Genomic DNA, 25,651 nt, shown 5'->3' with positions numbered 1-25,651 from the left:
TCAAACCTCCCATCGCACACGGGCGTTCATCAGGCCTGAAGTCGTCAGGTTCTGTGCCCACGCAGCAATGGCCACGCGCCCCATGTAACGATCAGTAAACCCACCCGCAGGCATGAACTGCGTGCCTACGAAATTGACACCGGTATCCTCACTGATCACGCCGTAATCGGTTTTGACGTTGTCATCAAAGTCAAAAATCCCGGCAATGTAGGCACGAGGCTTTCGAGCCCAGTTCAAGGTCACCGAGTAGTTGCCATTGGCACCCGACCAGACCCCGACAGCCTCAAGCCGGGCCTTGTTTGCCAACAACGTCAGTTTGGGCAGCGTACCCGCTCCAGTGGTGACGATTTTGGCCACCAGCATGTCGATACAGGTGGAGTCGAAACCACCGCCGCTACTGCCGGTACCGCCCTTCATCGCGGCTGGAATGACGTCGGTATCGACGCCTTTCTGCGTATAGCAAACCAGCAACCCATCACGAACCTGCATGCGCAGGAAATACGTGCTGTTGATATCCAGTGCAGGCGATGCCCATACCGGCGTGAACAGCGCACGCGGGCGGGCGGTCATGCCAGCAGACACTTCTTCGCAGAGGCTGACCAGCACACCGCCAGGCACCGACACGGTTCCACCCGTCGCTCCGGTAGCCGCAGTCACCGGGATGCGTCCATCAGCCGTGGCCACAGTCGGGAATGCCAGTGCAGCCAGAGGCAGCGCGTCCTGAGTCAGCACCACTTTGAGTGCCTTGAGCAACTGATCTGACTGGCTCTCGGAAGGCACCAGCCCCGCTGCGCGAATAACGTTCAGTAACTCTTCGGTCACTCCATTGCCCCAACTGGAGGAAATCAGCGACCCCGGCGTACCGGTCAGCGGATTCTCATCGGCAAACTTCCCGTTCACCAATCCGGAACTGGGCACACTCTTCGGATAATCCATCCTGTCATTCCTCCCTAGTCATAATTGATGTGCACCTTGGTATGCGCCGGCGCACTGCGGTGGATCAGGCATTCCAGCGCCGAGCCCGGGTTGACGCCGAAGCGCTCGCCCCAGTAGCTCGCGCCGTAACGCCGTCCGAGCAGCAGGCGGCCGCCGGTGTTGAGGGTCCACATGAACTGAGCTTCCCAGGTGCCCCAGTGCGCCGCGCCGAAACGCGAGCGGCCCATGCGTGGGGCTTCGAGTTCGGTGATGCTGGCGTTGGGGTAGCCTTGGCTTTTGGCGATGTCGAGGTAGTAACCGACGGCCTGGCTGCCGACCGCCAGCAATCGGCGGCGTACGGCGAGGCGGCGGTCGTCGAACAGCGGGGTGGCGCCCAGGCACGGGTCGGGCAGCTCCATCACCCGCTCCCAGTCCGGCACCAGTTCGCTGACGCCAGCCGGGTCCATCTCGTTGAGCAGGTCGGCTGCGCGGGCGTCGAGGCGTGCCAGTTCGACGGCGACGCCTTGCAGCACTTCCTCAAGTTCCGGGACGCGCTCCGGATCCCACGCCGGACCGCTGGGGAGCAGCGCACGCAGCTGCGCCTGGTATTGCGCGGCGGTTCTTATGCCCCCCATACGCAACCTCCGAAGGTGAGCAGTTCGCTCTGACCGGCCGCTACGTCAGCGGCCGGTGCGGTCAGCGTGTGATCGTACTCACCACCGGCGCTGCTGATGGCTTCGCGGATATGGCTGATCAACAGTGGCACACCCAGATCGGCCTCGCGGTTGTGCAGGTCGCGCAGTTGCGCTTCAACGGCGGCGCGCACGGCGGTGGTGTCCGGATTGACGCTCTTGAAGCGATACACCACCGGCACCTGAATCGGCCGCTGCACGTGCACTTCCGCGGTCACCGGACGCAGCGGTTCGATGTAGTCCTGAACCTCTGCCAACTGCTCATCGTTGGGCACCGGTTGCGGGTCTTCGTCACGCATGATGAACACCGTCACCGTGCCCGGCCCGAGCAGGCCGCCACGGCACCAGGCGCGGGTCACGCCCGGCACTTCCAGCGCCCACGTCTCGTAGTCACTGGCCGAGCCGCCGTGCGGGATCACGCGATAGGAGCGGATCACTCGCGAGCGCAGCGATTCCAGACTTTCCCGCGCCACACCGCCGCTGAGGCCCGGCGCCAGCACCACGAAACTGTTGCCGACGACGCCGGTAATCGGCTGCACCGGATTCAACGCCAGCCCGGCGTCGGCATTACCGAGGCTGCCGGCATCCAGCGCGGCGATGGTGGTGGTGTTGCTGCCATTGACGGTGGTGCGTGCGGTGGTGACTTTGTAGGTACGGCCATCGCTCGCTTGGAGCAGCGTGTCGACATCCAGCACGGCACCAGCGGTGGCGGTAAAACTGACGCTGCCGGTGGCGACTTGCGCAGCTTTGCGTGGCTGGTTCAGACGCAGGGCAGCGATGCGCTCAAGGGTCGATTCATCGGCCTTGTCCGGCAGAATCTGCTCGGCAATCCAGTCGAGATAACCGTAGAGGCCATAAGCAGCGCCGCCGAGGGTGCGGGCCAGCACTTGCGCATCGGACTGGCGCAGCGAATCGCCGGCCAGGTCGCTTTGGGTGCGCTTGATCAGCACCGGCAGCGAAGGGGTTTCAAACGGCATAGATCACCTGCCAACTGTTATCGGGGTTGATGTCCAGACGCTCGCCGTCGGCCAGGGTCAAGACCGTGCGCAGGTTCAGGCGCTGGGCGTCGAAGCGTTCGCTGATGATGTCGATGGCGCTGCAATGGCCGTCGTCGATCAGCCATTGCAGGGCTTCGCGGGCATAGAACTCGGCGTCCATCTGGGTCTGTCGGGTCAGCTTGACCCGGCGCAACAGCCACAGCCGCGAGCCGATGCGGTCGTCGGCGACGGTGGGAAAGCTGTCGCCCCACCAGCCGAAGCGCTCCTCGTCGTCGAGGGCGTCGTCATCGGCGGCGCGACGCCAGGTGAACAGGCTGATGAGCACGGCGCGGGTCAGTGCGGCGTGGAGGTTCTGGCTGATGAGCATCATTGGCCTCCCGCCGGCGCACCGGTCTGGCCATTGCCGGCCTGCACGCCGACGTGCACGTGTTTGATCTGGCTGATGCCACCGGCGAGTTGATCACCGGTGGACACGATCTTGCCGGTCTGGTTGATCACCGGCGTGTCGAAGTTCACAGCGTGGCTGGCGCGGATGTTCAGCGTGGCGGTTTCAATGTCGATGATCCGCCCGCGTTTGAAGTGAATCTTGTCGCCCTCGTCGGTGTAGATCGCCACTTCACCAGAGGCCAGCGACTGCAGGCGATAGCGGCGGTCGGCGACCACCAGGGCGATGGCGTGGGAGCGATCGCCCCCGAGAAACGTGACGATGCCTTCGGCGCCAGCCAGCGGGTTACTGGTGAAACCGTAGGGTTCGAAATGCTCCATGTCGTCGTTCACCTCGCCGGCGGTGAGGCGCATTTGCAGCGATTGCAGCTTGGATGCCGAGTTGGCGAGCACGACAGTGCCGCGCGCCAGCAGGCGTGTCAGTAGGCTCATGCTTGGTTCCTGTAAGAAACGGGCCGAGGTCAAAAGATCGCAGCCTTCGGCAGCTCCTACATAAGATCGGCGTACACCTGTAGGAGCTGCCGAAGGCTGCGATCTTTTCCGGGCCTATGAGGTTGTTTTAGAAGGGCTGGGATTGGCATCGAAGGTATGCGGCGGCGCCACTTGCAGCGTGGTCACCGAGCCTTGCGCCGACAGCGAATACGTCACTTTCGAGATCAGCATGTCGCCATCGAACCCCAGCACCGGATCCTTGACCTTGACCAACGTGTTGTGACGCCACAGATCGCCGTTGGACTGGCGCCAGCCCTGCACCTGATAGGTGGTGGTCAGCGCCCGGCCCATGCGCGTGGCACTTTCCCACTGGGCGCGCTGCTGGGCCAGTTCGAACGTCAGTGCGGTGCCCTCGTTGATGATCGTGGTGCGTCGACGTTTGAAACTCAGGTCGGCCGCGCTGGATTCAACCTCGCTGACCGCCGCCCCGCTCTTCTTGTCCGAACCTTTCTGCTGGCCGATCACCCGGTATTCGGAAAACACCTGACTCTGATCCATCGGCGCGTTGGCCGACAGAATGTTCTTGCCCAGCTCCAGCGCATCACTGGCCCGCCCACCGCTGCCGGGTTTGGCCAGCACCAGCCGGCCCTGCTCGTCATCCGTGGAGAACACCCGGAACAGTGAGAGCAGACGGTCGATCGACTGGAACACCGTTTCGCCCGGCACGATGGTGTGCTTGGCAAGCCGCGCGGTCTCGGGAATTTGATTGACCACCATCAGCGAGTAGTCCATCGCCAGCGCCTGCACGATGCTCAGCAACGGTTGCTCCTGCCATTGATTCGGCCGGTTGGTGGCCGCGCAATCGACCAGATCCTGAGTCTTGGAGCTGCCCTCGATGCTCAGACTGATCTGCCGCCCGTCATAGTGGATCGGCGCCTTGAACACGTAGCCGGTGAGCACCAGGTCGTTGCCGATTTTCACTTCGCACGGGTCGCCGGGCTTGATCGGTTTGTCTACCGTTTGCCCCGGCCATTGCCAGGTGATGTCGAGCTTGAAGGTGCGGAACTGGCGCTCCAGATCGGCGGTGATTTCCACGCTTTTCCAGCCGCCATATTCCATGTTGTCGACGGTCAACGTGACATGGTTATCCATCTCGCTCATGGCTCACTCCCTGGACACTTTCACGTCGTTGGGTGAAAAGCCCGGATGGTTCATCGCGTTGCTCTGAGTCACCTGAGTCACCCGTGTGGCATCGGCAAATTGCTTGTAGGCCACAACCAGCGCCGGCAGGCTTTCCTGGAACGATTTAGTGACCTGTCGCACACCGGATGACGCCACAGCCTTGAGATGCGCAATCAGCGCTTCCTTCACATCGTTGATTGCCTGGTGGTGCTTGGGATCGGCCTTGTCCAGCATCGGGTCAATCGCCACCCCGATCGCCTTCTGCAGCGCCTTCATCTCATCGGTCACCGGCACTTCCTGACGGGTTACCGGTTGATCCGCCTGATGCGCCACCGAAGGTGTCGATGTCAGTTTTACTGTCGGGGTCGCCACCGGCATCGACGCTACCCATTGCGCCACTTTGACCAGCATCGTGTCCTGCACCAGATCCGCCATGGCTTGCGCCGCGGCGTTGGTGTCCTTGCCGGTGGTGATCTTCGGTGCATCCGCCTTGCGGATGGCTTCGAGTTGTTGAGATACGTCGGCAATCACGCCACGGTAGCCCTCCTTCGCGAACGCCTTCAGCTCCTTGATATCGCCGAGCAAGCCCTTGAACTCCGTCGCCACTTCCTTGGGCAACTCCTTCACGGCTTTGACCAGTTCAGTGATTTGCTTGTACTGCTCGATCAGCGGTTTGAGCTGCTCTTTGATCACCTCATAGACCCCGGTCAGGCTGTTGCGCAGATTGGCGATGCCGATCCGCGCAGCCTTGATCAACGTCATCGCCTGCTCGAAGCGCGCCACCGCCGACCCCAGCAACGTATCGGCCTTGGCCAACAGCACTTTCTGCGTACTGACGGTGGCGGTCGGGAACGACAGCGGCCGGTCGGGATAGAACTTCAGGCTGAACGTCACCAGCCCGCCGTCCTGGCGGGTGTGGGTCATGTCGCATTCGCCGACCTTGACTTGCAGGCGCCCCAGCCACGGATGCACCAGCTCACCACTGCCCGCCTCCAGAGCCTTGAGCAGCTTGTCACGCTGCTCCAGGCAATCGGCGCCGATGATGAACGCCGTCAGATCGTGGGTCTTGGCCTGCTGGCCCAGATCCTCGAAATACGGCAGGTCGCGTTGCGGGTATTCGTGCAACTGACCTTTGCGACCGACCGGGGTTTTCGCCTGATCGATCCAGAACCCGACACCACGAAACGATGCCGGCAACAAACGGTCACGCCAGTTCATTGGAACCTCCTGCCGACAGCGAGCGATAGCCGATGCGCGAAGACAGCGCCAGCCCTGGTTGATTGGTTTGCGGTTGATCGGTACGCAGCCCTGCCGGCGCATTTTCGAAGCGTACGGTCAGGCCGCCTTCGAGTTGCGTGCGGTTGTTGGCGGCGCTTTGCTGGATCAGGGCACTGGAGGATTGTGGCAACGAACCGCTTTGCAACGCGCCGTTCCCAGCAGGCGCAGGACTCGCGCCAAAGAACGCCGGCGCCAGCTCACCCTTGCCTTCGGCATTGGTCTGGCGCTGCGCTTGGGTCAGGGTTTCGACCTTGCCGGTGACCTTGGCGATCAACCCGGCAAAACCACCGTCGAACAGCTCCTTGATCGGCGCGATGACGGTTTGCAGCTTTTGCCACAACTCGCCGAACCACCCGATGATCGGCCCCCAGCTCTCGATAATCTGATCCAGAGGTTTCCATTCGAACAGGGTGTGCAAAAAGTCCACGACCGGCGCAGACGCCGCCAGCACAACATCCCACAGCGCCGAAAAGACTTCGCCGACCGGCTGCCAGTACTGCGCAATCTGCTCCAGCGGCGACCACTCGAACAGACTGGTGAAAAAGCCTTTGACCCGCTGCACCGACGTTTGCAGTGCCGTCCACATCGGTTCGAAAAATCCCATGACACCACCCCAGGCGCTGGTGATCATTTCCATTGGGAAAAAATCGAACAGCGTCCGCAACGCATCCCGGGTGCCTTGCACGGCCGATTGCAGCGTCGTCCACATCGGCTGGAAGTACGCAACGACACCGCCCCAGGCGCTGGTGATCATCTGCATGGGCGAGAAGTCGAACAACGACACCAGAAACTCTTTAGCCGGCTGCGCGACTTTTCGCAGGCCGCTGAACATCGGTTCGAAGAACCTGACAACACCACCCCACGCACTGTTGATCATCTGCATCGGCGAGAAATCAAACAGGTTTCTGAGGAACGCCATCACCGGCACACTCAAGGCCTTGAGCAGTTCCCAGATCGCCGAAAACAGCCCTGTCAGCGGCCCCCAGTTTTCCAGGATCATGCCGTAAGGGGTCCAGGAGAAAACCGTTTTGAAAAAGTCGATCACCGGGCGGGTGACCGCTTTGACCTTGTCCCAGATTCCCGAGAAGAATTCCGTGACCGGTTGCCAAAGCGCCGCCAGCGTATCGAGCGGGCGCCAGTCGAGCACCGAGCGCAAGATCGCCATGGCATTCGCCCCGGCGTTTTTCACGCTTTCCCACATACCCGTAAAGAACGCGCTGATCGGCGTCCAGTTGGCCACGATCAGCCCCGCCGCCACAGCAATGCCCATGGCGATCAGCATGATCGGATTGGTCTTGAGCACCGTGCTCATGACATCGAACACTTGCGTCGCCCCGGTGACCGCGGTTTGCATCGCCGAGAAGGCGATGGCCCCCGCCGCCAGTCCTTCCACCAGTTTCGGATTGTCGGCGAGCAGGCTGCCGACCTGAGTCATCATCGGCTCAAGCCCGACCACCAACGCCCCGACTGCCGGCACCAAAGCCGCGTCGACAGCGGCAGACACCTTTTCCATCGACGCACTGAACACGTTCATGTTCTGCGCGGCGACTTTCGGCGCAGCAGGCAGGTCGACGGTTTTCGCCGTCTCGCTGACTTCGGTCAACTTGCCCTGAAACGCCGCCGCCGATTTGATCCCGTCCACGAACGGCGTGATCACGCTGCCGCCCTTGAACAGACCGCTGATATCCAGTTTGCCGAGGCCGGTCTGCTCGAGATTTTTCTTGAAGCTCTCGACCTTTGCCCGAAGGGCGCCGAGTTTTGGCGACAGTTCATCGATGCCCGTGATCAGCACCGGAGTCTTCACTTGCTTTTCTTCGTCTGCCATCACTGCACCTGCTGCATCGCATTGATCCGTTGCGCGTGCTCCAGCGATTCGCGGAGCACATCCAGTGGCCTGGCCATCATCTGTTCGGGGTCAACCTTCCAGAACCAGGCCAGGTCATAGGCGACTGCGATCAGGTCGGTGATGGCTCCGACGCCGCACTCATGAAAAAACTCGCAACGGCCCAGCTCAACGCGTTGAGGTCAGCCAGATCGAGCTGGTTGACCGACGACGGTGGAATACCGGCGCACACGGCGATGTATTTGGCCGCCACGTCCATGTCGAGACTGACTTCTTCGCTCTTGTCGATCTTGTACGGCAGCGCCTTGATCGCTCGCACTTCCTGCACCGTCGGACGACGCAGGACGAGTTCGGTCAGGGGCTCGCCGTGAGCTTCGATCGCAACCTGAAGCTTCACGGCGCCGCTCATTGCCAGGTCCCCTTGATGCCTTCGAACTTCAGTTCGATGGTGGCGTCATCGCCCTTGGAAACCGGCTCTTCGACCAGATAGGCACCGGCCAGCACGTAGACTTTGCCGTTGCTGAATTCGCAGGTGACGGTGATGTCGGTGCCTTCGATCAGCTTCTTCAGCGGGAAGTCGGCGGTGTGCAGCGCGGTCACTTTGAACGACGGCGCGACGTCGGTTTCCTTGTAGAAACCCGGTACGACGGTTTCGCGTTTGACGGCCATCAGCGGGGCTTCGCAGCCGCCGTTGATAGTCAGTTGTGCACCGTCCACTTTGACGTAGCAGGTGCCTGCAATCACTTGACCCATGGTGTTACTCCCTTCAAATAAAAAGCCCACGCGAGGTGGGCTGAATGCTTACGGTCAAACGCGGCGATCAGGCCGCGTCGTCGTATTGCAGACGGAATTGGTTGAGCAGTGCGAACACGCGCAGACCGTTGATGTAATCCGGCGGGAACAGCACGTTCACACGGCTCGGGTCCTGCACGTCGCGCTCGACGATCAGGTGCTCGGCGAACAGCTCGGCGTTCTCCACGTGGCCTTCCAGTTCCAGCTTGGCGTATTGCGCGATCAGCTCGCCGCGAATGGTCGCTGGCGTCACGATCGGCTGGCCGGCGCCGAAACGGGTACCGTCGGACGCCAGTTTGTGGCGACCGTACTTGCTGGTGATCACGCTTTGCAGGCGACGCACGATGAACGCCGACTGGTGCATGGTTTCGCTGTCCAGGTAGGAGTTATCGGCCTGACCGTAAGCGTTCTTCTGGTAGGTGGTGATCGAACGCTGGATGCGCACGTAACCGCCTTCGTAGTACGCGGTGGCGATGCCGTAGTTGAGCAGCGACTGACGCTCGGTCAGGGTGAAACGCTCACTTGCCGGTGCAGGGTCAACGCCCGGCAGGCTGCCGCTTTGGGTCGGGCGACTGGCGTCGGCGGAGATGAACACCGCGGTGCGCGCAGCCAGTGCTGCAGCTTGTACCCAGAACGGTTGCGGTACGCCCGGCTCCAGCGCCTGAATGGTCATGTGCTGGTCATTGCGCGCCTGGCCTGCTGCGACCAGCGTGCCGACGGTGCCGCGCTTGGCGCTGTAGACGTGACCGAACAGTTGCTTGGCCCAGGACCAGCGACCGGTGCTGTCATCCATGACCGCTTGCCAGGTGTTGAGGGTCGACAGATCGGACCATGGCAGTGCGATGAACTCGAACGGTTCGTCGCCCAGTGCGGCAACCGCCGCGATCTGATCCGGCACGCCGGCGCCGCCGGTCATGGCGGTGATCGCAGCGGTCAGGCCGACCGGGGTTTCTTCGCCGTTGCTCTTGCCCAGACGATTGAACTGCAGGCTGATGTCGTTACCGCTGTCGCCAGTCCATTTGGCGTTCAGGGTGACCACACCTTCGGCAGCCGCAGCGCTCACCGGCAGATCGGCCGTGGCGTTGATTTTCTGTGCCAGTGCAGTGGCGGCCTGGGCAGCGGTGGCACCGTTGACCACGGTGGCTTGCACACGCACACCGCCGACGTACAGGTTGAGTACGCCAGCCTGGGTCGCGGTGCCGGTCAGGGTCAGCACGCCTTTGGCGATGGCGCCTTCAGTGTTGTGCAGCGGCAGGCACCAGATCTCACCGATCGGGTCGGCCTTGCGGAAGGTCTCGTACATCGAGGCGAGCATCGAGCCCTGACCGCCAATGCTTTTTGCCAGCGCAACGCTGGAGACCAGCACCAGTTTGCCGACTTCAGTCGCGGCGATGTTGTCGTTGACCTGAGCGACGATCAGACGACGCAGGGTCGAGCTCGCGCTATTGGCGGCCGAGTTGTCCATTTCGGCATAGAACAGCGGTACACGAATGTCCGCGGGGATGTTGCTGAATCCGATCGCCATTATTTGGCTCCCTGTGGTTTAGCCGCTTTTGCGGTTTTGAGTGTGATATCGCCGTCGGCCAGACGCCGGCGCCACCAGGCGCTGTCCAGCACTTCACGGCCTTCCTTGGGCAGCAGATCGCCCGCCTCCGGGTCAGGCACGGCACGGCCAGCGGCCGGCAGTACGGTGATGCGATTGCTCATGGGGTTACGTCTCCAGAGAAAGTCAGTTCCACGCGCCCGTCTGGGCCCGGGTGTTTCAGGTTGGGGTCGGCCGGGTCGATCGCATCCACCCGCACGGTGACCCCGGTAAAGGACGACAAACCGTCCAGTTCACGTTCGTGCCAACTCTCCGCAGGCTGACCGGGCAGATTGCGGCCGAGCTGGAACTCGGCAAAAAAGCGCAGCCGGTAGAAGGCGCGGCTGCTGTTGATCGTGATCATTTCGCCGCCGTCATAAACGATGGCGCTGTAGTCGGTGCCCGGCTTGAACCCCACCAGCGCGCGCCACAGTTCGGCACGCAGGTCGTGCAACAGATCCAGCGCTTTTGTGCCGTCGCTGGCATCCAGCGCCAGGACGATTTCGAAGCGGTCGCGGATCGGTTGGGCGATGAGGTTTTGCGCGGAGCTGTTGCTGGCCACATCGGCCAGCGGCAGCACATGGACCGAAGGTGTCGGCAGATCGGCGTTGCCTTGCAGCAAGGCCAGATCGACACCAACGGCAATGTGGTTGGCAAGGCCAGGGCATTGCGCACGCAGCTGCGTGAGGATCGGGGTGATCTTCATGGTGGTGTTCCAGATTATGAAAATGACCACAGGCCCCTGTAGGAGTGAGCCTGCTCGCGATTGCGGTGGGTCAGACACATTGATTTTGACTGTGGCACCGCTATCGCGAGCAGGCTCACTCCTACAAGGGATTCGTGTCGCTGCTGAATCAGTCTTTGGACTCGGCCTTGGGATCGAGACAGCTGGCATCAATCACGCAGCGATAGCTGTTCTCGCGATTGCCGCTGGCGGTGACCTTGTCGATCGACCAGCGTCCGCGCATGAAGTCCGGCCAGGTCTCATCCAGCAGCACCAGGCCTTCGGCCGTCAGCCGTGGGTCGCCGGGACAGGTGATCTTCACCTTGTATTTCTGACGCAGCATCTTGCGCACTTCGCCTTCGCCGACGGCAATGGCATCAGCTTCGCTGGGTTGCTTCTGGCGGAGGGTCTTGAACGGCGCCAGCCCCGTTTCGACCCAGCGCAACACACCCGCGGCGCCATCCCAGAAACAGGTCTTGCAACCCTTGGTCTGCTCGCGGGCAGATTCCTCCAGCGTGGCGCTGACGAACGCGTGATCGCCGGGACGGTTGTTGCTGGTCACCGACAAGGTCACGTCCGCCAGCACCTGGCCCGACAACGATTTGGTCTGGCCGGGACGGGCCAGCACGTACACGTTGTCGTAGGGTTTGGTCACCGCGTTGTACTTTTTCGCCAGGCGCGTCAGAAAGCTCATGTCGGTTTCGTTGGACTGGTCGACGTGCTCGATCCTGATCATCGACACCTCGGGCGCGACGCGCGGTGAAAAGCCATGGCTCGACACCAGCTCGTGAAACAGCGAACCCAATGTGGTCGGGCCATGACTGGCCGTGCGGCGTTGCTTGAAGCCCGTTTCATCATCCTTGCTGAACGGTGCCGCCGTGGCCACCAGGGTCAGGCGAAACGGAAACAGGGTCGGGGTCAGGCGCGTCACTTTGAATTGGCCCTTGTCGACCATTCCCGACTCCAGGTAACCGACCTCCAGGCCGATTTTCCCACCCAGGTTCGGCAGCCCTTCGAGGCCTTCAAGATCAATCGTCAAGGTCAGCTGATCGGACTCGAAACCGGCTGCATCGATGTGTTCCCAACTGATCAGGCGCTGATTGAGCAGGGCCGAATTAGCCCCGTAGATTTTTACCGTCGGGGTAAAACCCAGTGCCATGCGTCCTCCTTAATCCCAGGCCGTGACCGGTTTGATCACGGCCGGTTTCGAATCGAGTTCCGGCAGTACGACCCATACACCTGCGGGCAGGATCGGACCGTGTTCAGCCAAGGTCGGGTTGAGTTTCCACAGGGCCTCTTCGGCGGCGTCATCACTGCGACCGGTTTCGCGGTAAAGCAGCAGATTCACCGAATCACCGGCCACGCTTCTTACCTTACGCATTGTTGAACTCCGTTAATCCGACCACCCACTTGATCACCATCGCGGTGCCGTCATCGATGACCTCGCTCTGGTTTTCGTCGATGCTGTTGATCCGCCACAGGCCCCAGTTGCGACCGATACCGTCAATCAACGGCAGCGGCACACGCAGTGCCTGAAGTGCGCGCAACTCATCGAGTCGATCCATGGCCACGGCATACATCGAGGTGCCGCTGATGGTCAGCGTTTCCGCTTTCTGCCCGGTCTGACTGGATTTGGGTTTGCTGGTCAGGATCTGTATTTCGGTCCAGCCACCGTCGGACTTTCGCGCCAGCGTGCTGTAGGCGAAGTTGCGCGAGAGGCCGAAGATGAAACTGCCCAGTGCCATTTGCTGTTTCATGTGGCGACTCCATCGGTCAGGGCTGCGTCACGGCGGGTGGCGAGGGAATGGCTACCCATCAGCGGGGTAAATTCGTTGCTGAATTGAGATCTCAGGTGAAAGTCGACCAACTGACCGATCTTTTCCGCACTGCCCGGATCGCTGCAATACACCTGAACGGTGGGCGCGTAGGTGGCTGGCACCGAGGGTACCTGGGCGCTGGCCAACGCCTGACTTACCTGAGCCGGTGCTTCGAGTTTGTCCGGTGCGGCACTGCCGAGTTTTTCGCCCAGAAGGGAACCGCCCTCAGTGCCCAGCCAACCGCCAAGCAATCCACCAAGCAGGCCACCTATGGCCACGCCGGGAGGGCCACCCACGGCTCCGAGTGATGCGCCGAAAGCAGAACCTGCGAGAGCGCCAGCCATTCCACCGCCCGCCGCGCCGACGCTTTTAGCTATCTGGGTTTCGTCACCGCTGGCCACCCCCGCCGCCAGGCCTGCGAGGGCCGCGACGGTTTTTACAGGCCAGGGCATTGCGCGTGACAGGGGGCGCATGGCAGCGGTGGTCGACTCCAAAAGCGGGGCCCGCACCCGTGAGGTTTGCTCAAGGATCTTCAAACCGGTGCCAGCAGCTGCCCCCTCCGCCGTTCCTGTGGCTGCACCGGTGAAAACGGACAGCCCCTTATCCACGACCTTCTTGCCAAACCGATCCTTGATCTCGCTACCAATGGCATCCAGCGCATGATCGAACAACGGTTTGAGAAACGCGCTCACCGTCAACACCACGCCAGCGGTTTTCGGATAGGTTTCAGTCAGTTCACTGAGCTTGTCGACACCAGCGGAGGCCAGCGTGTCGCTTGAGGGGTCCAGCGCGTTGCCTTTAGCGACGTCCAGCCGTTCCCTTCGGGCATTGAGAATGTTCAGCTGCCCTTGATAGGTGTTGGAAAGCGCGAGAGCAGCCTGTCTTACCGAACTCTTCTCGCCCAGTTCCGACGTTGCATATTGGCGCTTGTCCTTGACCTGCCAGAAGGCTTCATTCACCTCACTCAGATTTTGCGAGAGCTTTTGCGCGGCGTCACCGCCATCTGAAAACAACGTCCGGGCTAACACCGCACGTTGCTCTGGCGGTCTGGCGTTCAATGCCGCCAACACCGATAACAATGCACCTTGCGCATTGTCCTTGTTCGGATCACGCATCGCAGCAGCCACTGCCTTGGGGTCAAGCCCCAACTGCTTCCATGCACCCTGCTCGACGGCAGAGACCTGGCCTCCTTTACTCAAGGCAGTGGAAATGCTCTTCAGCGCAGCGCCAGCTTCGCCTTCCTTCGTTCCGGTGTTGAGTAATGCTGCCGACAATGCTGCAGACTGTTCGGGTTGAAAACCCGCGGCAATTGCCGCGTCACCCGATTGCTGCAAGACAGAACCAATGTCTGCCGCGTTTACATCGCCAGTCATTTTGCCTAGGTGATGGGCCGCATCCGCCAGATCGACAGCCTCATCGCGGGTCAACTTCATCGAAGTGCGCCAGACCGCCATCATCTCGGCGGCTTGTAACCCAGGCACCTTGAATGCCGATGCGGTGATCGCGGCGTCATCAGCAAACTTCAGCAGCTCGAACTTTTTGTCCGAGGCATTGGGCAAGTCGAGGCCGACCCCCGCCTTGGCACCCAGTGCCGCGGCATTGACCAACTCAACCCCGGTGGTCCCACCGGCAGCCACCAGCGGTGCGCTGGCCATGATCAGACTCTCATGAGCCGCTTCCTTGCCTTGAGTCCGACTGATTCGGGCTGCATCGCTCAAGGCTGCAGCGGCAGAATCCATAACCACCGCTGCTTTAAGCGAGTCGGGAGGTGTAGCACCAGCCACCTTCTGCGAACTCTTTTGCTCAGACAATCCAGTGATATTGCTGGCCATGCTCTGCGACAAATCACGTTTGCTCGCCAGTGTCAGGTTTAACGAATCGATGGCTGTCGTCAGCAAAAGAATGCGGTCACTTGCGGTCGTCAACGTTTGTCTGAGGCCGGCCACTGAATCCTTGGCCAAGTTCGTGTTTGCGGTAACCAAGCTGAGATTACGATTCGCCGCACTTGTGCTCTCATCGGCGTACATGAGCGCATTTTTACTCTCTGCCATGCCGCTCTACTCCTGTTTCACGCCAAGGCGAGTGATCGCTATGTCGTAGCGGCGCAACGCCTTTTCGGCGTCCCACTCCAGAATCTCCGCCTCACTTACCGAGTAAATGAGCGGGACGATATCGAGGATTACTTCGATGTCGCGTTCCGAAAGTAGGCCGCCGGCTGGTTTAAAAAATCGTCGATGCGCACCTGCAACTGGGTCCAGTCAGGGACGCTCATCCGGGCCAGATCGGGGATCATCAGACCGGTGCAATGGGCAGTGATGAACTCGGCGCGTTCCTTGGCCGTTTTCAGTTTCTTCATCACTTTGGTGGCGCGCAGTGCCGGCATTTCCAGTGACAGCGAGGTCACAGTGCGGCCGGTCACAGCGAGCGGTTGCAGCAGTTGCACTTCGTCGGGATCGGCGGATTGTTCCGCGTCTTCGACCTGCGCCAGAAAGTACGACGCCGGACGTGTCGACATCTCGTGCACGTACTGGGCGATGCTCACGTAGTCCGGGCGTTTGAGTTGGTCGAGTTCCTTGACCGACAGGCCGGTGGCGAGTAGCGCCAGTTCGAAGAACTGATCGTCTTCATCATCGCCGGCGCGTTCCAGCGCTTCTTTCTGCGCGGCGTAAAACAGCGGCTTGAGCTGGATCTGCTCGATCTGCGAACCGTCGTCGCCGGTGATCGGCGACAGCAGGTCATGCTTGGGTGGCATCCACGACATGTATGAATTCCTTGGTGATTCTTTTTTTGGAGGTATCGCTATTCCCTTGTAGGAGCGAGCCTGCTCGCGATGAGGACAGCACATGCAACTTCGATGTGACTGAAAGCCCGCTATCGCGAGCAGGCTCACTCCTACAGGGTTTGTGGTGTGCCGTGGATTACGGCATCAGCACCGCACGACGCGCATCACCGAGGATGTCGACGCCGTTGAGCACGAACTTCTGGGTGCGCACGTCGATGTCGATCACCGGGATGCCGTTTTCCAGGCGGTTGTAGGTGCGGCAGGAGAAGTCCAGTGTCGTCAGGGCTTTGCCGCCCATTTTGATTGCGTCTTCACCCATGGTTTTGAGCTTGCCGCCGATAGTGTGATAGGTGAACCAGGTGTTGCCGTCCTGATCCTGACCGGCTTCACGCACGTTCAGCAGGATGTCGTCGCCCAGTTTCACGCCCATCGCCAGCAACACTTCAGCACCGGTGCCTTGCAGCTTGATCTGAGCATTAAGCGCCTTGGCGCTCTTGGCCATTTCCTCAACGATGAAGCGCCCGCCCGTCATGCTTTCCATGTCGAAGTCGATTTTCGGCGGGGTGAATTCCTCAACGGTCGCCGACAACGGCAGGCCTTGCAGGGTGGCCGCGATGGCCTGTCTTACGCGGTTGGTAAACATTAGAGAACGTCCTCCAGGAACTGCTCGATGATTTCATCGCGGGCGTTGAGTTGATAAACCATGTGTTCGTTCGGTGCGTAGCGGCCGTAGTCGATGACCACGTACCAGGTGCCGTTCTTGTACTTCTCGACGCTGTTGAGTTCCGGGTGCAGATAGACGCTGCCGCCAGGAATGGTCTCGTCGGCGACCAGGGTTTGCAGCCAGTCGTTGATGCGCTTGACCTCCTGATCCATGAACGACTTGGTCAGGTTCTTGGCCATGGCTTTCTGGCCGGCCTTGACCAGCTTGCGGCTGATCGCATCTTCAAGGCCGACATAGCTGATGAACTTGCCGGTGATCGAGCGGTTACCCAGCAGCGAGAAGCCACCCAGCACAGTGCGGGCGTAGTAGCTGACGCCGTAGCGGTTGAGCAGATCGCCCTCGGTCGAGGTGTCGAGGATGTTGTACTCAACGACGCGGGAAACGTCTTCGGCATAGGTCACCTGGTTGCCCGGGCTCTCCCACTGCTTGACCTTGGCCAGCGCGGCAATCGCCAGGCTAGATGGCGCGAGGAACACATTTTTCTTCGCCGCTTTCGAGTACACGGCCGGCATGTTGTGCACCACCAGGCAACGGTCGAAACCGAGATCGGCGCCGCCCAGTTCCTGGCTGTAAGTCACTTGGTCAGCGACGGACACGTCCTTGCCGTCCAGCACCACACGGGCCTTGATGCGCTTGCCGAACGAGGCAAACTCGCTGGCCACCGCTTTGGTGCCGGTGAAGCCCGGCGCGCCGATGATGGTCAGGTCTTCCGGGACACTGCCCAGCGCCGCCAGACCGAGCTTGCGGCCGGTGGTTGGATCGACGCCGCCGATCACCGCGTTAACGGTGTCGGCCGGGGTCGCGCCCGCTTCGACGATCACCACGTAGACCGGCACCTTGACCACTTTGAGGATCTGGTAAACCGCGTGGTACAGCGTGCCCTCTTCCGAACCGGTCGGATCGAGCAGCGCATGGGTGGTGAAGCTATTGATGCGGAACGGCGCGTTACGCGGAATCAGCGGATCGGCTTTCGGCGCAGTGCCGACCAGACCGATGACGTTGTCACCCAGGCCACCCATGGCCTCGGGGGATTCGGTGGCATTGACGGTAATGCCGTTGTGCTCGAAGTTCAGAACCTCAGCCATAGTTAGTCAGCCTTCTTGGCAGCGGCCTTTTTGGCCTGGGTGGAGGGTGTTTTCAGTTCCAGTCGACCGGCGCTGTGCAAGGCACTGGCCTCAACGTCGAGCAGATCAAGGTCTTGACCGACGCTCGACCAGTGCCCACCGCCGGTGGGGAATGGGACGAGCACGGTGTAGGTTTGGCGGGTTGCCATTTTTCGTTTCTCCATAAACGGGAAAGCCCCTCGGGGAGGGGCTTTGTTAGGTGTTGAATTGTTTTAAGCGGGCAAGAAACGTCTTGGGGGTGCGGGGTGTTTATTGAGTCTTTTCGATAAGCCAATCAGGCATAGGGGGACGATATTGATTCGAAGGAAACTCCTCGCGTTGCGGCCACTGACGTAGCCGCTGTCGATACGTTTGCAAATCTGAGTACTGCATAGCGGTCAGCGTGGTAAGGCCGCTTCCCTCCAATTCGTCTCGATGCCTTGAAACAAGAGTATCGGTTGATGCCAACTGCGCGTTGCGCCATTCGAGTTCTATGGACTGCAAAGTCTCTCTGTCAAACGGTGGAGGCTCGACTAGGATGGGGTGACCATCCGGTCCCGCTCCGATTTTTTTTGGCGTTGTCGCTAACTCGTTAAGCAGCGCCTCCCAATTTAGCAGGGACACCGGTACCACATCGTCTGGAATATCGAGTTCATGGACATTTGGAAGGTAAGCACCACATGTGCTTGGGCTGAATAAAATAATGTCTGTCATGTTCAAATCCCTATCGCTCGCCAGTAAACGGCCCAACCGGCTAAAGACCCATTACTGCCGTTTTGGACTCGAAGAGTACATCCGGTCTTCTCGATAGAGTCGTAAACAACGCAGCCCATCAACGCCATGGTACCCCCATGAAGGCAACTGATTGAGCGCATGCTCGAGGGGAAAGCTAAGGGATAGGTGATGTAAACATAGCCCTCTGCATTCGTCGTCCCTATCCCCCATTGTTCAATCGCTCCGCCAGGGTGTTTCATATATCCCACTGTTGCCCCGTTGGTGGAAAACATCGGAGAATATTTCAGCGCAGTATCCCCCGAATCCAGACTCCAGCCAGGACCAAGCAACAAGCGCCGGAAAACCGCAAAATTGCCTGGTTGGAGCACAACGCTAGTCAAGTTGGTTGTGTTTACAGCTCCAAAGGTTTCCCCTGCCCGGGTCTTGACGGTTAGCCCCCCAGTGGTTGTCAGATGTACCAAGCCCCCCGGAGGCACGCTGTTCCAATCGGGCAGCGTCGCCGTCGAACCTGCAGTGGTAAAGATCGACAGTTTGCCGACGTCGGCAACGGTCAACTGGGTATCGGAGTCATAGTTTGTCTGGCCGGCGTAACTACCCAGCGCTCGTTGGACAAACTTCGTAGTTGCCAGAACATCATCATTGCTAAAAACGTTAGCCGTTGGCGCTGTCGGGCTACCGGAGAACACCGGTGAACTGAGCGGTGCAAAACCGAAGGTGATGTTTTGAAACACCAAAGTAGTAGTGCCAAGCACTACAGGGCCATCGGTAACCAGTTGCCAGATCGTATCGGCCTGAGTTGTGCCTTGCTCTACAGACACGCACAAGCCTGAGGTGACCTTCAGATTCGTGTCTGCATCTTTTGTCCGAACCCAAGCTTCATTTGTGACAACGTAGAGTCCATTGTCTTTCGATAATGTCTGGTTCTTCACCAGCACCCTGTCACCCGCAATGACGGCAATACCATCAACGGTTTGTGAAGCTTTCAGCGCAATATTACCCGTAGTGGCAACACGTACCGATTGCTTGGAATCGAGCTTGGCAAGCTCATCCGCCACATACCCAGCCACCCACGCACGAGTCGCCTTGACCACCGTGTCATCAATCAACAACGTCACGAGCGACGCGTTGCTGGTCTCGAAAATCGAGCGAATATAGAACTCTTTGCCCGAGCCTGACGTGGCCAGAACCGGTTTGAACGACTCCGGATATTTGACGATGGCGTAGAGAATCCCGGTGTCGGTCCACAACCCCGCTTCGCGCACATACCAACCGCCAACATCCGGCGGGATGGTCACTTCAGCGAGCAGCCAGCTCGGATTCTTCTCGTCCTGGAACAGCGCATTGAGCGGCCCGCGCCAGACTTCGCGTTTCAGCGCAGTGGCAGTCGCAGCCGGGTTGTAGACCGTGCCGCCGCCATCGCCGACGGAAATCTGCGTCAACTTGATCGGCACGCCCGCGGCCTTGCACGCCGTTTCGTAGGCAATCCCTGCGTTGGTGAGCAGGGTGTAATAGTCAGCCATTCAGGCCCCCTGAGGATAAATAGTGGATGTTTCGACGGTGTACAGCGCCGCGGCCATGAATGCCTCGCCAGAGGTTTCAAGCCCTTCGATGAACACCGGATAGATCGTCGTCAGCTCACCGCAGAAAGTCGCGGCGGCGATGGAGTGACTGCCGAACGCGCTCAAACCCACCGACACCGACAACACATCCCGTTCGCTTTTGGCATCGGCCAGGCGTCGGTCGAGACGGGCGTCGATTTCTTCGCTGTAGGGTTGGTCGCTGAACGCTCGCACGGTGAAGCTGTAAGGCACGCCGGGCGGCGTCTGTTCGTACCAGGCGCGGACATCGGGGCGCAGTTGCAAGCCCTTGGCCGCGTTTTCCAGTGCCTTGCGAGTGCCGGCCTGGCGCGCGGTGGGCCAGGCGAGTTCGACGGTCAGGCGCTTTTCCGCTTCCGGTGCAGCGCTGCTCCACTCGGCGACGCCACGATCCGCTGCCAGATAGGGCAGAAACGCGACAGGTGTTTCGCTCGGGTTCATCAACTCGGGAAACGGCGGCGCGATGCGATCAAGCAGTGCACCGAAGCCCAGATCCAGACCGCGTTCGAGCGCCGAACTGTTGGCCGGCAGCAGCGTCGGACGTTGAGTTGGCTCACTCATAGTGTCAGCACCTCGACCTCGACGGCCTCGCAGTACGGCGCCTGAAACGCGCTGGTCACGATCGGCTTCAGCGGTTCAAGAATCTGCAGTTGCACGGCGCCGGCGCTGTGCAGCGTGTAGTCGATCCAGCTCGGATCGACCCGGCCTTCGAGGCGATGACAACTGTCGGCGTAAGCCTGCAATTGCTGCTGCGCGGCGACTTTGGTCAGGCCCGAGTCGGGGCCGGAATTGATCTTCGCCACCACGCGAATCTTGTAGCGCTGAATGTCGGCAGCCTTGACCGTGACCAGGTCGGTTTCCGGTCGTACATCGGGTCGGGCGAAGTGCTGACGAACGCCATCCAGCAACGCTGCTGACGGGGTGCCATCGCCGTCGCGCGACAACACCGTGACCTGCACTTCGCCAGGCGCAGTGCGCCGACCATTGCCGTCCTTGACCTGCGCGGCGAGGCCGTCCGGGTTGAAGGTATAAGTGACGTTCACCACACCGGCATCGCTGGATTCGACCTTCACCGTCGGTCGTTCACCGAGGGTGAACACCTCGCGGCGGTACTGCATCCGCGAACCGGCTGCCGGGGCGTGTGGCGCCAGGTAATAACGCAACCGGGCGTCGTCGTCACTTTCATAAATCGGCGGTACCGGCGGAAATGCCGCCGGGTCGCCCGGGTCGAGCAACTGCCGCTCCAGGCCCATGTCCGCCAGTCGTGCATCGAGATTGCTGCCGGTCGCCCACCACGCCAGCATCTGCTTGATGCGAGCGTTGTATTTGCGTTCATGGGTTTGCAGGCGCACGCAGAAGGCTTCGAGCGCCAGGGTCAGCAGTTCGCTTTCGTTGTCCAGACTGGTCTTGAGTTTCGCCGCGCTGTCGGGCGCTCGGGCGCCGACGTATTCGACGACGAAGGTCTTGAACTCGGCGAGCAGGTCTTCGAAGGCGTCGACGGTGATCAGCGCCGGTTCGGCCAACTGGTTCTGGCCGGGGATCAACATGCTCATGTCACTACCTCGAAAGTCTGTTGTCGGTTTTTCCAGGTGCCGGCGAAACGCAGCAGCAGACCGGCGCCCTGGCGGCTGGCGACGATCACGCTCGGCTGAAAATCGCTGATGCCGTTCTGCGTGTTGTAGAACGCCTGAGCTGCGTGGCTCTGGGCCAGAAGCAGAACGTCGTCACCAAGGTTCTGCCCCAGCAGCGTGGGGATCAGCGAGCCATAAAGGGGCCTTTTTTGCCGGGTGCCCAGCGGCGTGGTCAGGGCCCGGGTCGCGCGCTGCACAAACTGCAGCCAGTCGTCGACCGTGGCCCCGCTGTCTCTATCGATTCCGATCATGGGACGCTCTTGATTCAGGGGCTGATGACGCGGCCCTGGTGATCCACCAACGGGCCGCTGAAGTGCACGCCGGAGGCGTCGATGGTCAGGCCGACTGCGCCCAGTTGCAGGCTGATGACCTGCGGCGTCATCGCCAGCCGTGCCGGGCCGATGCTCAGTTCCAGCGATTCGCGGGAACCGCTGAAAGCTGCCGGTCCGTTCTGCCAGTGCAAGGTATGGCTGGCGTCGTCGTAGCCGCTTTCGCTGCCGTCGACATGCACCCGACGCGTCAGCGTCGGTACCGTCGCGACCGGCGGAAAGCGGTCGCTGTTCAGGCCGAACAACGCCACGCTCTGCGCTCCGCTTTCACCACTGCCATAGTTGAACAGCAGACACTGCTCGCCCACGGTGGGAATCCGCGACTCGCTCTGGGCGCCGGCACTCGGGTTGAAGAACTTGATGGCCGGCGTCAGCAATCCACCGTGGCTGACCTGGCAGGTATTGCTCGCCGCATCGACTGCCTGACAGACGCCGATGCGACAGAAACTCTCGGCACGTCGGTGCAGGTCGTCGATTTCCGCTTCCATTTCCGCCAGCCGCTCGATGATCGGCCCCAGTTGCATGCGCAGTAATGCGTCGAACATCAATCAGGCCTCCAGCGCGGTGTATTGGTCGGGGTCGTCGATGTCGCTGACTTCCCAGGTGCGGGCGAATTTCGGCGTACCGAGCGGATCGTCGAGCAGGGTCGGGCCGAGGTAGAGGGTTTGGGTGAAGGTCAGCGTCCACGCCTTGTATGGCTGGTCGGCGCGAATCAGCACTGACGGCAAACCATCAATGTTCATCGGCAGATCGCATTGATCGCCGGGCAGGCCCCAACGGTTGTCGGTGATCAGGTTTTTCAGCACGGCGATCAGATCGCAGGCGGCGAAAGCGCTGGCAGAAACGGCCGGGATGACTTGCAGCGATACGCTCATGACGTGGGCGATACGCCCGTCAGCGGCACGTGCTCCCGGTGCATTGCGGTCGAAGTCGATCAGCGCCCAGGCCTGAGCGCCAGGTGCCGTGAAGTCGTCGTGACTGCCAACCTGCAGATTCAGGCCGGCGCTGTTGCGCAAGGTTGCCGCCATCGCCGTGAACAGTTGCGACGGCTGCTGGATCGGTGCGGGCATGCATGACCTCCTTTTCAAATGTCCACGCGCAGTCCCGCCGCAGGAGTTGCAGGCAAAAAACGTGGGGGGATGGCTGATTGCGATGATGGTGTGAGATGGCTGGGCCAACGTGGCTTTTTATCGGCTGCCAACGAGAATAAAACCGCCACATGGCGGAGTAACACTCAAATATAAAAGCCCCGTTGCTACACGGGGCATACATCATTAGTTGTACGTCAGAAGGTCCAGAGAACTTTACTCAGAGGCAAACTCCAAGTGCTGTTATCCCAGTGGTAAACACGTTTCGGCAAAATAGTTGGAGTAAAACCAAATCGAGCCCAGACGGGTTTTTCACTGACAATGGAGAAGCTTCCATTTGCCTGAATTTTCGCAATCGCCCCAGGACGACCAGCCGTGCCGGTAAACCAAAGCGGCGTATTGTTCGCGCCATAGATCACGAAATTTCCGTCATCCTGCATCACGGCACGAGTAGCGCCCTTGTTCTGTGTCCAGCTCGCCCAAAGAACACCGAGCGGTCCGTTCGAAACAACCAGATTACCGTCCGACTGGAAGACCAGCGTAGTACCACCGACCACATACCGTCGATCAACTTCGAGAGTCGTCCCGGCTGGAATATAGGTCGATTCCACAGAGGGGCTGATCGGGATGGCAGAGTTACTTGCCCAGACCGGGATCGAGTCGATCACGACGAGATTGCCGTCATTTTGCAGAGACAGATAGGCCCGATTGTAAGCTGCCCAAATATCAGCGTTAAGCGGCGTGCTGTTGGCAGTGCCCCACATACGGCCGCGCGTTGGATCATTGAGAAACGCGTAATACATCAGGTAGAAATAAATTTTTGAGTTATCTATCTGCTTTCCGGAACTTGTATACGGTTGACCGGCAATCGCCACCCAAACTGTATTGCCCCCCTCGTAAATGGCCAGATTGCCATCGGGCTGGACAATTAACTTGAAGCGCTTGTCCGGTGATTCAAGATATTGCCCAGCGGACATCTCATGCAGAGGCAGCAAAATCGAACTGCCGTTCGTAGTAAACGGGTAGCGTGGTAGCGTAGCCATATATTCACCTATTGACCGATTGGTTATTGTGGGCAGTCAATGCTGCGTTGGATCGCTCACAGGCGGACTGACGAGACCTCGGGTCTTCGTGTGATTCAATGTCCTGCACCGAGGACATTTGATTTGCACTTGATGAAATGCATCTACTTTTGCAAGTAAACGATTGCATTTACCGCAACGAAAATCGCTCAGCATGAATTGAACTCCTTCTCAAATACCGCTGTGACGCCTCTTTACTCCTTGTTTGTATTGCCAGGCGGTACTTCGCAAACGCCAATGCGCTTGGCCGCCCAGCGCTCGTAAAGACCAATGGCTACGTCGGCCCCGGCCATGGCCGTCAAGCAGCCGAAGGCGCCAGCGGCCCAGATCGACATGCCGGCGGCGTACAGCAGCATGATTGCCGACACGCCGCAGATCATGCAGGCGCCGGAGCGCAGGGCCAGACGCCGCAGCAATGGCCAGCCGCGAGCGCCCTCCTTGTCGGCGCGCCACATCTCGCCGGACACCCCGCCCACTACGGCGAGAAGGATGACCAGCCAGATCGGCATGTCTGCCAACGCTTGTTGCTCGTTTGTCATGTCACGCCTCCTGTTTTTAGTTGATGAGTGTTGTGTGTTGGGTTCAAGCGATGTCTCTTCAGGTAGGCATTCCAAAAAGCCCGGCGCTATAGCCGGGCTTTTCAGTAATGCGCTCCTTCGCCTTCCTTTAAATCCTGTGTTCAAAAAAGGAAGCTGACTTTTCGGCGCTACTGGCGCGGTACGAGTCCATTCAAATTGTTTTTCCGACCGCGGTCCCTGCCCGCCGGATAACTGCTCTTGGTGCTTTACGCTGCACACCCGGGTCAGTTGCCAACCCTCTGAACCGTTGAGGCCGGTTCATCGCTGCCTGTTCTTGTGGAACTAAAGAGCTGTTGTTGCCAGCCGCTTTGTCGAGCGGCTTGGTGGCAAGGATATGCATGGATGCATATCCAGTCAATGCGTAAATGCATTTATTTATGCGCGAGAAATGCACGGACGCATGAAAGCCGCGCCGTTCAAGGGTTGGAGGTTTTTGCACAGACGAAAAAAAACCCGCCAAGGGCGGGTTCTATCTGAAGGGGTTCAGGTTAGCGGGCGTACATGCCCCACCAGAAGACGTGGCCGAGGATGACGATCTGTTCTTCCTGCATATCCTGGAAGCTGTAGTCCTCGTCCGGATGCTCATCGCGGTTGAAGCTGCGCAGACGGATACCGGTGGGCAGGCGGTAGAGTTGCTTCACGCGCAACTGACCGTTGTGATTGATCGCGTACAAGTCGCCATCGATGATGTCGCCGATACCACACTTGCCCGCATTTACACCGACAGTGGCGCCGTCCCGCAACACCGGCAACATGCTGTTGCCGCGCACCGTCACGCATTTGGCCTGGTCGAACTGCACACCGTTATGGCGCAGGCTGCGCTTGCCGAAGCGTAGGCTAGAGCGTTCGCTCTCTTCGATGACGAATCTTCCTGATCCAGCAGCCAATTCAACCTCGCGAAGAAAGGGCACCGACACCTCGTCATCATCGACAGGGGTATCGTCGTCCCACAGGCTTATGTCCTTGAGTTCCGCATGCACGTCATCGCGCGCGCCACCGGTCACGGTCGCGACGTCTGCGCGGCCGCGCAACTGATCGGTGCTCACACTGAAGTATTCGGCGATCTTCGAAATGTGTTTATCCGAAGGATCGACGATCTTCCCGCTGAGAATCCGCGAGAGCGTTGATTGAGGCACGCCGGTGCGACGGTGGAGCTCCGTGGGGGAGATCCCGTGCTGGTCGAGCAGTGCTCTTAAGACGGAGGATACGTTGCGTTTTTGCATAACGCGCATAGTGCTTGAAGTTTTTTCGGAAGACAAATGCTGATTTGCATAAAACATGCATAAATCAGCATTAAACGCAAAA

Annotated in this window: 32 protein-coding genes and 1 pseudogene; all 33 read right to left on the bottom strand. The window is 60.1% G+C overall.

Annotated features, from left to right (window positions below):
• A complete protein-coding gene (locus NN484_RS02405; RefSeq protein ID WP_274658525.1) occupies nt 1-936 on the bottom strand; it encodes a hypothetical protein in 936 nt (311 codons plus the stop codon).
• A 14-nt stretch (nt 937-950) separates the two neighbouring features.
• Nucleotides 951-1,550 carry a YmfQ family protein gene (locus NN484_RS02400; RefSeq protein ID WP_215501452.1) on the bottom strand — a complete coding sequence of 200 codons (600 nt, stop codon included), beginning with the start codon at nt 1,548-1,550 and terminating at the stop codon, nt 951-953.
• Nucleotides 1,538-2,584 (bottom strand): baseplate J/gp47 family protein, encoded by a 1,047-nt coding sequence (locus tag NN484_RS02395; protein WP_215501451.1) that lies wholly within the window; start codon nt 2,582-2,584, stop codon nt 1,538-1,540. The genes NN484_RS02400 and NN484_RS02395 overlap by 13 nt, the downstream gene beginning before the upstream one ends.
• Nucleotides 2,574-2,972: a phage GP46 family protein gene (locus NN484_RS02390; RefSeq protein ID WP_274658524.1), complete on the bottom strand. Its 399-nt coding sequence runs from the start codon at nt 2,970-2,972 to the stop codon at nt 2,574-2,576. The genes NN484_RS02395 and NN484_RS02390 overlap by 11 nt, the downstream gene beginning before the upstream one ends.
• Nucleotides 2,972-3,481: a phage baseplate assembly protein V gene (locus NN484_RS02385; RefSeq protein WP_215501450.1), complete on the bottom strand. Its 510-nt coding sequence runs from the start codon at nt 3,479-3,481 to the stop codon at nt 2,972-2,974. Before NN484_RS02385 ends, NN484_RS02390 begins: the two co-directional genes overlap by 1 nt.
• A gap of 114 nt (nt 3,482-3,595) precedes the next feature.
• Nucleotides 3,596-4,642 carry a phage baseplate assembly protein gene (locus NN484_RS02380; RefSeq protein ID WP_215501449.1) on the bottom strand — a complete coding sequence of 349 codons (1,047 nt, stop codon included), beginning with the start codon at nt 4,640-4,642 and terminating at the stop codon, nt 3,596-3,598.
• Between the two features lie 3 nt (nt 4,643-4,645).
• Nucleotides 4,646-5,881: a DNA circularization protein gene (locus NN484_RS02375; protein ID WP_274658523.1), complete on the bottom strand. Its 1,236-nt coding sequence runs from the start codon at nt 5,879-5,881 to the stop codon at nt 4,646-4,648.
• Nucleotides 5,868-7,766: a phage tail tape measure protein gene (locus tag NN484_RS02370; protein WP_274658522.1), complete on the bottom strand. Its 1,899-nt coding sequence runs from the start codon at nt 7,764-7,766 to the stop codon at nt 5,868-5,870. Before NN484_RS02370 ends, NN484_RS02375 begins: the two co-directional genes overlap by 14 nt.
• Nucleotides 7,767-7,896: 130 nt before the next feature.
• Nucleotides 7,897-8,193, bottom strand: a complete 297-nt coding sequence (locus tag NN484_RS02365) for a phage tail assembly protein (RefSeq protein WP_003222226.1) — start codon at nt 8,191-8,193, stop codon at nt 7,897-7,899.
• Nucleotides 8,190-8,537: a phage tail tube protein gene (locus NN484_RS02360; RefSeq protein WP_007964335.1), complete on the bottom strand. Its 348-nt coding sequence runs from the start codon at nt 8,535-8,537 to the stop codon at nt 8,190-8,192. Before NN484_RS02360 ends, NN484_RS02365 begins: the two co-directional genes overlap by 4 nt.
• 67 nt (nt 8,538-8,604) lie before the next feature.
• The gene (locus tag NN484_RS02355; protein WP_274658521.1) at nt 8,605-10,101 is read right to left on the bottom strand and encodes a phage tail sheath subtilisin-like domain-containing protein; all 1,497 of its coding nucleotides are present in this window, start codon (nt 10,099-10,101) and stop codon (nt 8,605-8,607) included.
• Nucleotides 10,101-10,283 carry a DUF2635 domain-containing protein gene (locus tag NN484_RS02350; protein WP_041072263.1) on the bottom strand — a complete coding sequence of 61 codons (183 nt, stop codon included), beginning with the start codon at nt 10,281-10,283 and terminating at the stop codon, nt 10,101-10,103. The genes NN484_RS02355 and NN484_RS02350 overlap by 1 nt, the downstream gene beginning before the upstream one ends.
• Complete coding sequence (locus tag NN484_RS02345; RefSeq protein WP_274658520.1) at nt 10,280-10,864, bottom strand: phage tail terminator protein; 585 nt, start codon at nt 10,862-10,864, stop codon at nt 10,280-10,282. The genes NN484_RS02350 and NN484_RS02345 overlap by 4 nt, the downstream gene beginning before the upstream one ends.
• Before the next feature lie 148 nt (nt 10,865-11,012).
• The gene (locus NN484_RS02340; RefSeq protein ID WP_215501444.1) at nt 11,013-12,041 is read right to left on the bottom strand and encodes a phage late control D family protein; all 1,029 of its coding nucleotides are present in this window, start codon (nt 12,039-12,041) and stop codon (nt 11,013-11,015) included.
• Between the two features lie 9 nt (nt 12,042-12,050).
• Nucleotides 12,051-12,263, bottom strand: coding sequence for a tail protein X (locus NN484_RS02335; RefSeq protein WP_127652509.1), 213 nt, complete (start codon nt 12,261-12,263; stop codon nt 12,051-12,053).
• Entirely contained in the window at nt 12,256-12,639 is a 384-nt protein-coding gene (locus NN484_RS02330) for a phage tail protein (protein WP_127652508.1), read from the bottom strand. Before NN484_RS02330 ends, NN484_RS02335 begins: the two co-directional genes overlap by 8 nt.
• Nucleotides 12,636-14,750 carry a phage tail tape measure protein gene (locus NN484_RS02325; protein WP_274658519.1) on the bottom strand — a complete coding sequence of 705 codons (2,115 nt, stop codon included), beginning with the start codon at nt 14,748-14,750 and terminating at the stop codon, nt 12,636-12,638. Before NN484_RS02325 ends, NN484_RS02330 begins: the two co-directional genes overlap by 4 nt.
• A 128-nt stretch (nt 14,751-14,878) precedes the next feature.
• Complete coding sequence (locus tag NN484_RS02320) at nt 14,879-15,460, bottom strand: phage tail assembly protein (RefSeq protein ID WP_274658518.1); 582 nt, start codon at nt 15,458-15,460, stop codon at nt 14,879-14,881.
• Nucleotides 15,461-15,617: 157 nt separating this feature from the next.
• Nucleotides 15,618-16,124, bottom strand: a complete 507-nt coding sequence (locus tag NN484_RS02315) for a phage major tail tube protein (protein WP_215501441.1) — start codon at nt 16,122-16,124, stop codon at nt 15,618-15,620.
• A complete protein-coding gene (locus tag NN484_RS02310) occupies nt 16,124-17,290 on the bottom strand; it encodes a phage tail sheath protein (RefSeq protein WP_274658517.1) in 1,167 nt (388 codons plus the stop codon). The genes NN484_RS02315 and NN484_RS02310 overlap by 1 nt, the downstream gene beginning before the upstream one ends.
• 2 nt (nt 17,291-17,292) lie before the next feature.
• Nucleotides 17,293-17,478 carry a hypothetical protein gene (locus tag NN484_RS02305; protein WP_007964321.1) on the bottom strand — a complete coding sequence of 62 codons (186 nt, stop codon included), beginning with the start codon at nt 17,476-17,478 and terminating at the stop codon, nt 17,293-17,295.
• A gap of 100 nt (nt 17,479-17,578) precedes the next feature.
• Nucleotides 17,579-18,022, bottom strand: coding sequence for a tail fiber assembly protein (locus NN484_RS02300; RefSeq protein WP_252191614.1), 444 nt, complete (start codon nt 18,020-18,022; stop codon nt 17,579-17,581).
• Between the two features lie 2 nt (nt 18,023-18,024).
• Nucleotides 18,025-18,282, bottom strand: a complete 258-nt coding sequence (locus NN484_RS27285) for a gp53-like domain-containing protein (RefSeq protein WP_425518804.1) — start codon at nt 18,280-18,282, stop codon at nt 18,025-18,027.
• A gap of 483 nt (nt 18,283-18,765) precedes the next feature.
• Nucleotides 18,766-19,563, bottom strand: a pseudogene (locus tag NN484_RS27280) (phage tail protein); the annotation flags it as partial.
• Nucleotides 19,564-20,199, bottom strand: a complete 636-nt coding sequence (locus tag NN484_RS02290) for a phage tail protein I (protein ID WP_274658515.1) — start codon at nt 20,197-20,199, stop codon at nt 19,564-19,566.
• Complete coding sequence (locus NN484_RS02285) at nt 20,196-21,191, bottom strand: baseplate J/gp47 family protein (protein ID WP_274658514.1); 996 nt, start codon at nt 21,189-21,191, stop codon at nt 20,196-20,198. Before NN484_RS02285 ends, NN484_RS02290 begins: the two co-directional genes overlap by 4 nt.
• On the bottom strand, nt 21,188-21,520 hold the full coding sequence (locus NN484_RS02280) for a phage baseplate protein (protein WP_047291927.1): 333 nt from the start codon (nt 21,518-21,520) through the stop codon (nt 21,188-21,190). Before NN484_RS02280 ends, NN484_RS02285 begins: the two co-directional genes overlap by 4 nt.
• Nucleotides 21,521-21,534: 14 nt before the next feature.
• Nucleotides 21,535-22,143: a phage baseplate assembly protein V gene (locus NN484_RS02275; protein WP_127650674.1), complete on the bottom strand. Its 609-nt coding sequence runs from the start codon at nt 22,141-22,143 to the stop codon at nt 21,535-21,537.
• Between the two features lie 3 nt (nt 22,144-22,146).
• Nucleotides 22,147-22,668, bottom strand: coding sequence for a hypothetical protein (locus NN484_RS02270; protein ID WP_274658513.1), 522 nt, complete (start codon nt 22,666-22,668; stop codon nt 22,147-22,149).
• Nucleotides 22,669-22,883: 215 nt separating this feature from the next.
• On the bottom strand, nt 22,884-23,729 hold the full coding sequence (locus NN484_RS02265; protein ID WP_215501433.1) for a putidacin L1 family lectin-like bacteriocin: 846 nt from the start codon (nt 23,727-23,729) through the stop codon (nt 22,884-22,886).
• Nucleotides 23,730-23,765: 36 nt separating this feature from the next.
• Nucleotides 23,766-23,924 carry a Com family DNA-binding transcriptional regulator gene (locus tag NN484_RS02260; protein WP_215501432.1) on the bottom strand — a complete coding sequence of 53 codons (159 nt, stop codon included), beginning with the start codon at nt 23,922-23,924 and terminating at the stop codon, nt 23,766-23,768.
• Nucleotides 23,925-23,962: 38 nt separating this feature from the next.
• Entirely contained in the window at nt 23,963-24,307 is a 345-nt protein-coding gene (locus tag NN484_RS02255) for a phage holin family protein (RefSeq protein ID WP_215501431.1), read from the bottom strand.
• Between the two features lie 527 nt (nt 24,308-24,834).
• The gene (locus tag NN484_RS02250; protein ID WP_127650903.1) at nt 24,835-25,578 is read right to left on the bottom strand and encodes a LexA family transcriptional regulator; all 744 of its coding nucleotides are present in this window, start codon (nt 25,576-25,578) and stop codon (nt 24,835-24,837) included.
• Nucleotides 25,579-25,651: the final 73 nt, after the last annotated feature.

The organism is Pseudomonas serboccidentalis (genome assembly GCF_028830055.1).
GTDB classification, from domain to species: Bacteria; Pseudomonadota; Gammaproteobacteria; order Pseudomonadales; family Pseudomonadaceae; genus Aquipseudomonas; species Aquipseudomonas serboccidentalis.
This window is presented reverse-complemented; position numbering and strand designations above follow the sequence as displayed.